10 protein-coding genes are annotated in these 11,395 nt (G+C 41.1%); 4 read left to right on the forward strand and 6 right to left on the reverse strand.

The window, feature by feature from the left end; translation table 11 throughout:
• Window positions 1-4: 4 nt before the first annotated feature.
• From JWR87_RS16065 to JWR87_RS16075, 3 genes are all read right to left on the reverse strand, one after another.
• On the reverse strand, window positions 5-802 hold the full coding sequence (locus JWR87_RS16065) for a hypothetical protein (protein WP_297821980.1): 798 nt from the start codon (window positions 800-802) through the stop codon (window positions 5-7).
• 31 nt (window positions 803-833) lie between these two features.
• Window positions 834-2,198, reverse strand: a complete 1,365-nt coding sequence (locus JWR87_RS16070) for an erythromycin esterase family protein (RefSeq protein WP_297821982.1) — start codon at window positions 2,196-2,198, stop codon at window positions 834-836.
• Between the two features lie 270 nt (window positions 2,199-2,468).
• Entirely contained in the window at window positions 2,469-2,753 is a 285-nt protein-coding gene (locus JWR87_RS16075) for a hypothetical protein (RefSeq protein WP_297821984.1), read from the reverse strand.
• A gap of 336 nt (window positions 2,754-3,089) precedes the next feature.
• Between JWR87_RS16075 and JWR87_RS16080 the strand changes: the two genes are divergently transcribed.
• The gene (locus JWR87_RS16080) at window positions 3,090-4,055 is read left to right on the forward strand and encodes a c-type cytochrome (RefSeq protein ID WP_297821986.1); all 966 of its coding nucleotides are present in this window, start codon (window positions 3,090-3,092) and stop codon (window positions 4,053-4,055) included.
• 67 nt (window positions 4,056-4,122) lie between these two features.
• Here the strand turns inward: JWR87_RS16080 and JWR87_RS16085 are convergent, their stop codons facing one another.
• Entirely contained in the window at window positions 4,123-5,358 is a 1,236-nt protein-coding gene (locus JWR87_RS16085) for an MFS transporter (RefSeq protein ID WP_297821988.1), read from the reverse strand.
• A gap of 274 nt (window positions 5,359-5,632) precedes the next feature.
• On the opposite strand from JWR87_RS16085, the gene JWR87_RS16090 reads away from it, so the two are divergent.
• From JWR87_RS16090 to JWR87_RS16100, 3 genes are all read left to right on the forward strand, one after another.
• Window positions 5,633-5,923 carry a class I SAM-dependent methyltransferase gene (locus tag JWR87_RS16090; protein ID WP_297821990.1) on the forward strand — a complete coding sequence of 97 codons (291 nt, stop codon included), beginning with the start codon at window positions 5,633-5,635 and terminating at the stop codon, window positions 5,921-5,923.
• A gap of 577 nt (window positions 5,924-6,500) precedes the next feature.
• Window positions 6,501-7,751, forward strand: coding sequence for a Tm-1-like ATP-binding domain-containing protein (locus JWR87_RS16095; RefSeq protein ID WP_297821992.1), 1,251 nt, complete (start codon window positions 6,501-6,503; stop codon window positions 7,749-7,751).
• An 8-nt stretch (window positions 7,752-7,759) separates the two neighbouring features.
• Window positions 7,760-8,617 (forward strand): phosphoenolpyruvate hydrolase family protein, encoded by an 858-nt coding sequence (locus tag JWR87_RS16100; protein WP_297821993.1) that lies wholly within the window; start codon window positions 7,760-7,762, stop codon window positions 8,615-8,617.
• 42 nt (window positions 8,618-8,659) lie between these two features.
• On the opposite strand, the gene JWR87_RS16105 is transcribed toward JWR87_RS16100, so the two are convergent.
• Window positions 8,660-10,225: an FG-GAP and VCBS repeat-containing protein gene (locus tag JWR87_RS16105; RefSeq protein WP_297821995.1), complete on the reverse strand. Its 1,566-nt coding sequence runs from the start codon at window positions 10,223-10,225 to the stop codon at window positions 8,660-8,662.
• A 174-nt stretch (window positions 10,226-10,399) separates the two neighbouring features.
• Window positions 10,400-11,197, reverse strand: a complete 798-nt coding sequence (locus tag JWR87_RS16110) for a hypothetical protein (RefSeq protein WP_297821998.1) — start codon at window positions 11,195-11,197, stop codon at window positions 10,400-10,402.
• Between the last annotated feature and the right edge of the window lie 198 nt (window positions 11,198-11,395).

Genomic DNA, 11,395 nt, shown 5'->3' on the forward strand with positions numbered 1-11,395 from the left:
ATCCTTAGTCTAGAAACCATTTGATTGCACTAGCGGAAATGTTATTTGGAATTTGATGCTTACCGTTAAACTCCAGGTAGTTGACGTCGTACCCAAGCCTCTGCAATTGAGGAACAATCCTGCGGCTGCAAGGAGTTATTGGAAGTACTTCATCTTTCACCCCGTGTGAAATAAAAACGTGAGGCTTGCCGTTGTTCTCAGCTGTAAAATAAAAGCCGGGAGAAAAAGCGATAAGGTGTGTAAACAGGTCTCCGTTGCCTAAGCCAAGACTGAGTGCATAAGAAGCACCATCGGAAAAACCACCCAGCGAAATATGGGAAGTATCAATATTATACCTGTTTAACACATAAGTGAGGGCCTGGTCGATAAAAATGACATCCGCATCAAAAGAGTCTTTGACTATAATATCCCACGTAGCCCCGCGGGAAGCGGGAGCTAGCAGGATTATGTTCTTTTCATCGGCATAGTGCCTAATTAAATTTAACCCGTGCTCCGCTTGTCCACCTGCTCCGTGTAACATAACTGCAAGGGCAGCAGGCTTGTTTTTATTGTAGTCTTTTGGCACATATAGTAGTCCATCTCTTCCACGCTCTGCCAGGTTAAGCGGTTGAACTCCTGTTTTGAAATCAGCAGTAAAAGGTGAAGTGGCTGGCTTTGCAGTAAGACGACCTTTATTAAATACGTTTCTGGCAGTCATCATTTTTAATTTTTCTTCGCTGCAGTTATTGTCAATAATAGTAATAGAAAGCAAAGTCAGAACGATCAGCGGTAGCTGTGTGTAAAAAAGCGCGTAGTGCGGCATAAGTGTGTTTGTATATGAACTCAGACAAAAATTAAAATCCGGAAGGGTAAGTATCCGGCGGCTCGTTGGCAGGCTGAATTGGTATGGGATGTAATGCTGAAGTCTGATCTATAAAAACAAAGGCATCATACCTTTTCGGAATGATAGAAGGTACATAATTACCCCGTTCGTTATTGGGATTATAAACCACACCTATTGCCCGGTGACCAACTGAATTTTGCAATGACGCATTGTTTTTTATCTCGCTGGATAAAATGATTTTGTTTGCCGGACTAATACTGTGTAAATAACCTTCCCAACTGTCAGCAGGCGCTGCCGGAACAGGGATTGTTAGCATAGAGCCACCCCAGGTATTTGATGCAATAACAGACCCCTGGTACGATCCAAAGCCTACTGCAAATACATTCTGCCCGCCAAACTGTTCCCTCACCAGTTGGCCTACGTTTACCGTTCCCTGGGCAGCCATATCAGTATAACGTGCATCACCAATGTGCGTATTATGCTCCCAAACAATCAACTTTGAGTCGGGCCCCATGAACTGGAGTAAACGACTAATCGTTTCTGTCATATGCCTGTCTCTTATATTCCAAGACTCTTCATAACTCGTTACCGATGTTCTATAGTAGTTCTCAGCATTTTTTACTACTAATGCATTTTGCTGCATTACAAACTGTGGTTCGCTGGTAGCAGTTGCATTACCTGTTTTTGCAAGAATTAAGTTCCAAAGATTGGTAGCTTGAGAACGGCAGTTAGCAGATGCATTCGCTACAGCATAACCGTACTGCTGGGCATCGGCGCTAAATGGAGAAAAACATTGCCGCACCTGTTGCGACGCCTGTATTATTCCCGCGTCTGATGGTGGTAAATAAGGCATCAATTCCTGGGACGATTCCCACAAACAATATACATCCAGACCATAAAAGCCAACCTTTTCATTAGCAGGTTTTGTTTGGTTAAATCCATTCATCCATGTTACCAGCGAGGCAACCTCATAATTACCCCACATCCAGGTGGGCCACCTGTTGTATTGCTTTAGCACGTTCACTGCCGCCGTGCTATCCTGCCTGGCACCTTTTATAAAATTGTTAACCCTGTATGAGTCGGCCCACTCACCTTCTACTCCGATTGCATCAAACCCTTTTTCCTGCATCAGCCTTTTCGAAAGCTCAGCACGCCAATTGTAATACTCCGCTGTTCCGTGCGAAGCTTCTCCCAAAAGAACGATGCGTGCGTTGCCTACCTGTTGCAACAACACATCCAGGTCCTGCACACTATTGAGCGGGTGGGTAGGTATGTCACCTGCTGCTACAGGGCTGCCGGCATTGTCTTTTTTACATCCTACTGCCAGCATACAAATCATCGCAACCACCCATATTCTTACTGCTACATATTCCATGTCATCAAAATTTAAAGTAAACTATTTTTTAATATGTGACACAAATAAGACGCCATTCAGCTACCAATAACAAAATAGGGATTGAGAGGGGATGGGGCTTTAATGGTAGCGCGAAAAGAGGTGAAAAAAATCAACAACAACAGGCCATCAGCGCCTGCTTTTGCAGCAAAAATGCAAAAAATTATAAAGATTAATCTACTTGCAAAGGCCGTGTCAGACAAAAAAAAAGCAGCCTCGGGGGCTGCACTAATTTTATCAAACAAACAAAAGCTATTCTACAATAACCTGTTTGCTGCCTACCCTGGAAACTGTAAGCTTTCGTTTAGTATTAGGAGATGCAGGTGACACCTGTTTCATTTGCTTTTTTAAAATTTCATTCTCTTTTTTTAGAGACTCCATATCTTTCTCAAGTTTATTAAGCCTTGTGTCAGAAGAAGCAATATTGTTTAAAACCGGTGTAGTGTCTGCGACGGATGTAACCTTATCAGAAGCACTTTGAGCATTTGAAACATGGCAATAAACAGCTAACATTCCTAGTAATAATAACTTTCTCATGGTATTAATTTTTGCTCTTTTCTATAATTAAAATGTGTATGCAAAGATACAACAGGATGCAAAGAACAGGCACAACAAGCGCCCGAAAAGCACGTTAAATTAATTGCCTGCGAAGCAATTTTAAAGCCTTTATAGATATATTTTAATACCAACTATTTATCGCTCTTAAACATCGTTGCGTCGCAATCCGTTTATCCGCGTTGCTACTATTGAGCTTTTTTTGCCCCGTAATTCGTATTACATCTTCGGCTGGCGTTAGAAGAAAAGAAGGCATCTCCTAGTAATCTTCAAAATATTACATTAAATTTAAAGCAACCCGAAACCCAAAAAACTGTTATGAACAAAAGTATTAAAGCCACCTTGCTTGTGATAGCAGGATTAATTGTTTTAGTTGCAATAGCAGCCGCTGTAGTATCCTTCAGAGGAATACCAAAATACGAGGCTAAAAAAGTAGACGTAAAAATTGACTATACTCAAGCCCGGGTAGAAAATGGCGTAAAGCTAGCCTCAATGCTTTGTCGCAGTTGTCATTATAACGATCAAACGGGGAGATTTACAGGAAGAGAACTAACTGAGGTAACTCAATTTGGAAAAATTTTCTCAAAGAATATTACGAGCCACGCTGAAGCAGGTATTGGAAAATGGACCGATGGCGAGTTAGTATCGTTCTTAAGAACAGGCACAAAGCCGAATGGTCAGTATGTGCCACCCTATATGCCTAAGCTTGTTCATATCTCTGACGAAGACATGAATTCTATTGTTGCATTTTTAAGAAGTGACAATGAGTGGGTAAAAGCGGAGCCGACAAAACAGCCTGAATGTGACCCATCCTTCCTTACAAAACTTCTCACGAACATTGGGGCATTTAAACCCTTCGACTATCCTCAACAATATATTCCTCAACCAGATACCACTAACCAGGTTAAACACGGGGAGTATATCGCGCTTTACCAATTGGAGTGTTATGCCTGTCATTCAAAAGACTTTGCAAAAAATGATTACCTGGTTCCCTCCAAATCAGCAGGGTTTTTTGGTGGAGGAAACAAGATGTTCGACATGGAAGGAAAACCCATTTCAACACTAAACATTACAATGGACAAACACTCGGGAATAGGCAACTGGACGGAAGAAGAATTTGTAAAGGCTATAAAGTATGGTACGGTGCCGGGAAACCAACCTGCTTTAAGATACCCTATGACACCTTATAGTAATCTTACAGACAAAGAAGCTAAAGCTGTTTTTGCTTATATAAAAACAGTCCCGATTATAAACAACCGGGTAGAACGAAAGGGCGTGCAATAAATTCTAAATAAAAAAAGACCGTTACAATCAAGGTCTTTTTTCTTGAATATCTACAGGCAAAGTTCTTTTACTTCTTGCTTCCGCCAATGTTAGGTAAAAAACCGGTCAGCAGGCCAATTAGCGGTAAGAAGGCACATACCCTAAATACATTTTGAATGCTGGTGTGGTCAGCAAGGATACCTAACAGCGCCGAGCCTAGGCCACCCATTCCAAACGCAAAACCAAAGAACAGTCCGGCAACTGTGCCCACTTTTCCTGGTATTAGTTCCTGAGCATACACTAAGATGGCTGAAAATGCTGAGGCAAGAATAAATCCTATGAATACGGTTAAAACACAGGTCCAAAATAATGAAACGTACGGAAGCAATAAAGTAAAAGGAGCAGCCCCCAGAATAGAAAACCAGATAATGTATTTTCGACCAAATCTGTCTCCAAGTGGCCCACCTAATAATGTACCTGCTGCCACCGCAAATAAAAATACAAAAAGGTACACCTGTGAGTTTTGAACGGATACCTGAAACTTGTCTATTAGGTAGAAAGTATAATAACTGGATATGCAAGCCAGGTAAAAGTATTTTGAAAATATCAAGACAAGCAAAATAACGACCGCCCCAGTCACTCTTCCTCTAGACAAGACAGGACCGGCCTTGGCACTCACTCCCGATTTGCTTATTATACGATGCATATTGCGGCTATACCATTTGCCGACAACAATCAATAAAGTGATGGCAAGTAAGGCTAGCAGCGAAAACCAAAGAATAGAAGTCTGGCCATAGGGAATAATAATGGCAGCAGCTAGCAATGGCCCCAGGGCACTGCCCGCATTACCTCCTACCTGGAAGATGGACTGGGCAAGGCCTCTCCTACCGCCACTTGCCATATATGCCACCTTACTTGCTTCAGGGTGAAATACGGAAGAACCTAACCCTATAAGAGCAACAGAAACAAGCAAAATTTGGTAACTATGATTTACAGCTAATACAATTAAGCCTGTTAATGTAAGAGCCATGCCGATCGCTAATGAGAAAGGTTGCGGCTTTTTATCGGTATAAAATCCGACAACCGGCTGCAACAGTGACGCAGCAAGTTGAAAAGTCAGTGTTATTAAACCAACCTGTGAAAAACTGAGTGCATAAGTATCCTTCACCATTGGATAGATGGATGGGATCAACGACTGCAATGTATCATTTAACAGGTGTGAAAAGCTTATGGTTAAAAGTATAGGGAACACGGTTTTCTCAGCCACTTCTTTTGATACTCCAATCGTTTCAGTTGTTATGCTGCGGTTCGTTTCCTTTATCATAATCGGCAAAGTTATAAAGAACAGTAGAAAAGGATTAGAAATACAAGAAGCTTCGACAATCAGAACTGAACTCGCAGAATGTTTCGGAGCCCCCTCAGCTTGAACTCTTATTACCAGCCTGACTTAATTAATACGCCACGTATTGCTATAGCACATGGAAGGTTGTATGTTAAAGAAAACTGTAAAATAAAATGTCCAACGCTGATATTTTCTCCGGTAGCTTACCTGCTAACTACGACCGATTTTTGGGACCTTATTTATTAAGCCGTATGCGTTGGACTTAAAGGAAAGACTGAAAAATGATCGGTGTGTGAAGGTTCTGGAATTAGCCTGTGGCGCAGGGCGGATTACGAGTCGCTTTACTGAAATATTAGAAAAAGATGGAAAGATAGTAGCGACAGACATTAATGGTGATATGTTGGCGGTGGCAAAAAAAGGTGATCAAGCCTGCGTAGATTGGCAAGTGATAGATGCACAAGAACTGCCGTTTGATAATGGCTTTTTCGATCACGTAATTTGCCAGTTTGGAGTAATGTTTTTTTCTGACAAGCTAAAAGCTTTTTAAGAAGCATACAGGGTAATAAGTAAAGAGGGCAAGTTTGTTTTCAATACATGGGGACCATTAAATGACAGTAGAAGATCAGGCATTATAAAAGATGTGATGGAAGATTGTTTTAAGGACGATGCACCTGGCTTCCTTACCAAAGGCCCTACTCTTTCCATATTACCGATGCTATCAAACCCTTATTAGGCGATGCAGGATTCAAAGCGGTTTCGATTGAACCGGTAAAGCATGTAGTAACTTATGCCAGCCTTGATAATTATTTGAACGAATTTATTAACGGCACACCTCTCAGTGCTGTCTTGCAGAAAAAAAATTCATTGTTACGTGAGCTTACCCGTCAAAAATTACAGGATGCATTAAAGCAGGAATTTGGTGATAATTTGCAGTCAGCGATGCTTGCCTTTGGTTTGTGTTGTACAAAAAGATTAGCCAGTTTTTATCTGAAAAAACTTTGATATTTTTGAACCTTACTTTAACTACTTCCTGATAATTTTGATTTAAATGATCAAGACTCCCTTGCAACTGCCGATATATCTTACCTCGCAACTTTCTTCCATATTCATTTTCAATCAAGACAGTGCCAGCAGATAAAAGTATACTAATCATTGGCTGTTTCGATACGAAGGGCGAAGAGTATTCTTTCCTGTTTAATTGTATTACAGCAGGGGGTGAAAGTGTTATTACTATAAACACGGGCGTCATGGAAACACAGGCAAGTTTTAAAATTGATTTCGATGCAGAAGTTGTGGCACGGGAAGCGGGGTTCTCATTAACGGATTTAAGAAGAGACCGGGATCGGGGAAATGCAGTGGCTGTGATGGGTAATGGAGCGGCAAAAATCGTCGGCGGATTAATGCAAGATGATAAAATCAAAGCGGCTATTGGGATGGGGGGAGGCGGTGGAACTTATATTGCCCTTACTGCAATGCAGGAGATTCCACTAGGGGTTCCTAAGATTTGCTTGTCAACAATGACGGGTAAAGACTTATCGGGGCTAATAGGAAGTCGTGATATAATACTCTTCCCGTCTATAGTAGACATGGCAGGCCTCAACAGTATAAGCAGGCTACTAATAAAGCAGGCAGCAGCAGCCATTTGCTGCATTTCAAATGTGACTGACAAAGAGGATACCATTGCAAAGGGACGTATTGCAATCACCATGTTCGGCAATACATCGGCTTGCGTAGACAAGTGTATGAATTTATTGAAACGAGAAGGTTATGAAGTCTTCCCTTTCCATGCAAATGGTATAGGAGGTCGAACAATGGAGACGCTAATCAGGGAAGGATATTTTGATGCTGTTTTAGACATTACCACTACTGAATTAGCAGATGAACTATGCCGAGGTATTTGCAGTGCAGGTCCTCATCGTTTAACTGCAGCGGCTGAGGCAGGTATCTTGCAGGTAGTTGTGCCAGGATGTTTGGACATGGTTAATTTTGGAAGATTAGAAACTGTGCCCTCCCATTACAAATCACGCGACTTATATAGTTGGTCTCCCGAGGTAACATTAATGCGGACCAACAAAGAAGAGAATAAAATACTGGGAGAAAGACTTGTGCAAAAAATAAGCAAATCGACTGCACCAGTCATAATTCTGCTTCCGACAAAAGGAATATCACAGATAGATGCTGAGGGTGGAGTATTTTACCGGCCTGAAGTTGACCGGGCGCTTTTTGATACAATAAAGGCGAATAGCAAAGACACGATACCAGTAATTGAAGTAGATGCACATATAAATGATCCAAAATTTGCCACCATACTAGTGAGTACATTGCTCGACCTGGTAGAAAGGAAACAATCACAATACAACAAATCTTTAAAATAGAAATCTTTATGCCTAACAAATGGACTGGAAAAGGGAACCCATATACCAAGCAGGAAGTGAGAGACCGGTTACAATCGACTTTGTCCCAGAACAAGGCAATTATAGCTGCAGGTGCAGGAACAGGTATCAGTGCTAAATTCATCGAGAAAGGCGGGGCCGATTTAATAATTATATATAATTCCGGACGTTTTAGAATGGCGGGGCATGGTTCGTCTGCTGGGTTAATGGCATATGGTGACGCCAATGCTGAAGCGCTCAACATCGGAGAATTTGAGGTATTGCCGGTGGTAGAAGAAATTCCGGTAATCTGCGGTGTACATGGTTCTGACCCCCGCAGAAGAATGTGGCATCATTTGCTGAAGGTGAAGGAAATGGGCTTTTCTGGTGTCAATAATTTTCCTACACATTGCATAGTCGATGGTCACTTCAGACGTGTGTTGGAAGAAACAGGTATGGGTTTTATTAAAGAAGTTGAGATGGTAAAACTGGCAACACAAATGGATCTGTTCTCTATAGTGTATGTTGCTACACCTGAAGAAGCAAGGATGATGGCGGAAGCCGGTGCAGATGCTATCATATCGCATGTTGGAACTACTGTAGGCGGCTCAGTTGGGGTGGTGGAAGCTACCTGCACAATGGAGAACGCAATCTCTATAACCAAAGAAATTATGGAAGAAGGGAAGAAGGTAAACCCTGATATTTTTTTCCTCGCACATGGCGGCCCCATAAATACCCCTGAAGATGTGCGCATCATACTCGACAATACGAAAGTGCATGGATTTGTGGGAGCTTCATCGCTGGAGCGCATGGGCGTTGAAAAATCTCTGACAGACCTTACCAGGAAATTCAAAGAACTTACATTATAAGAGGCCAAACTTCTCTTTAAAAAAATCTTGTTCATTAATCTGTTACAATCCAGCCATAATTGCAAATGGAGAACTTTTTACCCCATTGCTCGGGTCGACCAACGAGTTTCCAATAATTAAATCTTGTTTTCCATCACCATTAAAATCGCCGGCGTCCATCGTTAACACACTTTCAAAATTGATTTCTTTAGGAGGCCCATATGGAGTAAAATGAAGGTTACCATCATTCTTTAAATACACGAAAGGTTCAGGCTTTTGAGGATCTGTAAAATAAGCTATCGCTGCCAAATCTATATTTCCTGTATTCTTAAAATCCTTTGCAATTACGCTGTAACAGCCATGCATGGGATAAAAGAATTTCTGTTGAAAATTATCTTTACCATCATTGGTAAAAACGTAGACCCCGTGGTAAGGTTTTAGAATACCAGTGATGTCGCCATTATCTCCACAGGTATAAACAATATCTTCAAACCCATCTTTATTTATGTCCGCCATTTCAAATGAAGTGGAGCCGTATGTAGGTGGAAAACGAAGCACTTGCTTTGCATCGAATGTTCCATTTCCTTTATTCTTGAAATAAAAGATCCCTTCTTCGCCCTGTGCAAAAAGGGCCCATAAATCTTTTTGATTGGTTTGCTTGTTTTGTTTCACATACACGTTTACACTGCCTGCTACATTACGAATAACATGTTGCTCGTACTTGCCGCTAGCCTTATTTTCCATCCAACATAAACTTCCGCGTAATCCACCAAACTCACATAGTAAAAAATCAGTTCGTCCATCTCCATTTATATCCGTTGGCACCACTTGTACCGGTCTTGAAAGTCCTTCAAATAATGCCGGCTTTATTTGCAGCTTTCCGTCTTTGTTTACAGCTATTGGAAACACCTTCCCATGTTTATTAGTGCTTGTTCCGATGACTAGCGCCTTACCAATACTAGTGGCAAATATTTCATTATTATAAAAACGAATGTCAACAATGGCATCTTCAGTATAAATCGAATCGAGCAAACCACGTTTACTAAAAAGAAATAACTGGTGCGAAACGGCATCGTAAACAAACAACCGGGCGGGCCGTACGGAATTGTCTATTCTTACGCAAGTAACCCTTGTATTAGTTTTGAACATTGTTTCCGGGGGTAACAGCGGGGCAAAGAAAGACGAAACCTGTTGCGTAACACCCGCCTTGTCTTGTGGCGGAAGAGAAGCAGGTGCTGCCGCATTATAATAGGCGAGTATGCTTTGCCATTCATCTTCGGCCATCGCCGGATGTGCTGGATAAAAGCTTCGATCGTCTTCCGGTATTTTCACTTCCCGAGATTGTATGCCCAGGCTTACTCCCATTTCGGGCAATAATTTTTTCCAGTTGTCCTTATCAAGCAACCCGGGATCCGGGAGTACATGGCATGATTGACAATGTTTTTCTGTCAACGCCTTTCCTTGTGCAAAGGAATTAGAAGAGATTTCGTCTGAAGGATTATCCTGTTTCTTATCAGCAAAAAAATATACCGCAAGAGAAAAAATCAATACACTTATGATGATAAATATCGTTCGTTTCGATGAAGCTCCTTTCTGGGTAACCACCTTCTCTTGAATGTTTTTCTTCATGTGCAGTTTGCGAAAGGAGTGAAATTATGATTTAAACCTCAAAAGTAATTTCCTGGGGCATTCATTGGAACGTACTTAAAAACCGGAGAATTCCTAAGTGATTGAGGTTTTAAAAATGGACACTTTTCTCTCGATAGAAATGGCTGCGCAAATATTCGGACTGCCAACAACCTCCTATTTAGATTTACCTAAGTCTCCAAAATCATTATCCCGCCAATTTTTGTAAGCATGAATAACTATCGCGATCAGTAAAATTATAGAAGCAATGATTGCAGCCAGAGAAATATTATAATGTTGTTGCCCTTGTTTTATGGCCACTGCTATAAAAGCCCAAATACCTACTCCTGCAGCTTCTCTTAAATTTCTGCTCTTTATAAGATAGAGATATAAAGCAGTTGCAATTGCAATCATGATTATAGTCCACGTGTCTTCTCCAATTCCGCCACCCTGCCATCCTTTCGACACCAACCATGCTGCAATACAAGCTATTGTTGCTACCATAATCCACCCCAGGTAAACCACAATCGGCCACCAAACAAAAAGTATGATTTGAACAGGCTTTTTGTCTAGTTCAAGACGAAGACGTATCGCCAAAACGCAAAGAGATAGCAGCAGCAATAGAATAATAATTACCGATAGTCCTAACATCTCATTCATCCAGCAATACAACCACAAGGTGTTGGCAATATTACTAATCGCAAACCAATAACCTGTCCGGTCAATGTATTCTTCTGTATCGTCACCTCGCAGCAATTTCCACTGATAAACTACAAAGCCTATTGTAAGCAGAAATATAAAAGACCAAATGCTAAAAGCGTAACCTGCAGGTGCAAATAAAGTATCGTATTTGTTACTAACCTCTCCCACTGTTTTATTTATAAAAACTCCTGAGCCCGCTACAAAATTTGCAAACAGCATAATTACCAGTGTAATTGTATTTACTATTACTACATTTCTTTTATGACTGGCCATTGGCAGCATTTAGTTAAAAGGTGCAAATAAAAGAAACAGTATTTAGATGCGGAAAGTTCAGAACTGGGGTTCAAGTAAGGTTTCAACAATTAATCAACTGGTGAAGCGGATAAGCCGACAATAAAAAAGCAATGGGCTTTATTATCTGACCTTTTATATTGACGCTTCAAACAATTTTAATAGGCTTAAGAAAAAATA

Origin of the sequence: Segetibacter sp. (assembly GCF_025963695.1) — a bacterium.
Taxonomy (GTDB): Bacteria; Bacteroidota; Bacteroidia; order Chitinophagales; family Chitinophagaceae; genus Segetibacter.

Bases quoted from the DNA above. Each gene is read 5' to 3' on its own strand.
- JWR87_RS16065 (WP_297821980.1), bottom strand. From the start codon at position 802: ATGCCGCACTACGCGCTTTTTTACACACAGCTACCGCTGATCGTTCTG.
- JWR87_RS16070 (WP_297821982.1), bottom strand. From the start codon at position 2,198: ATGGAATATGTAGCAGTAAGAATATGGGTGGTTGCGATGATTTGTATG.
- JWR87_RS16075 (WP_297821984.1), bottom strand. From the start codon at position 2,753: ATGAGAAAGTTATTATTACTAGGAATGTTAGCTGTTTATTGCCATGTT.
- JWR87_RS16080 (WP_297821986.1), top strand. From the start codon at position 3,090: ATGAACAAAAGTATTAAAGCCACCTTGCTTGTGATAGCAGGATTAATT.
- JWR87_RS16085 (WP_297821988.1), bottom strand. From the start codon at position 5,358: ATGATAAAGGAAACGAACCGCAGCATAACAACTGAAACGATTGGAGTA.
- JWR87_RS16100 (WP_297821993.1), top strand. From the start codon at position 7,760: ATGCCTAACAAATGGACTGGAAAAGGGAACCCATATACCAAGCAGGAA.
- JWR87_RS16105 (WP_297821995.1), bottom strand. From the start codon at position 10,225: ATGAAGAAAAACATTCAAGAGAAGGTGGTTACCCAGAAAGGAGCTTCA.
- JWR87_RS16110 (WP_297821998.1), bottom strand. From the start codon at position 11,197: ATGGCCAGTCATAAAAGAAATGTAGTAATAGTAAATACAATTACACTG.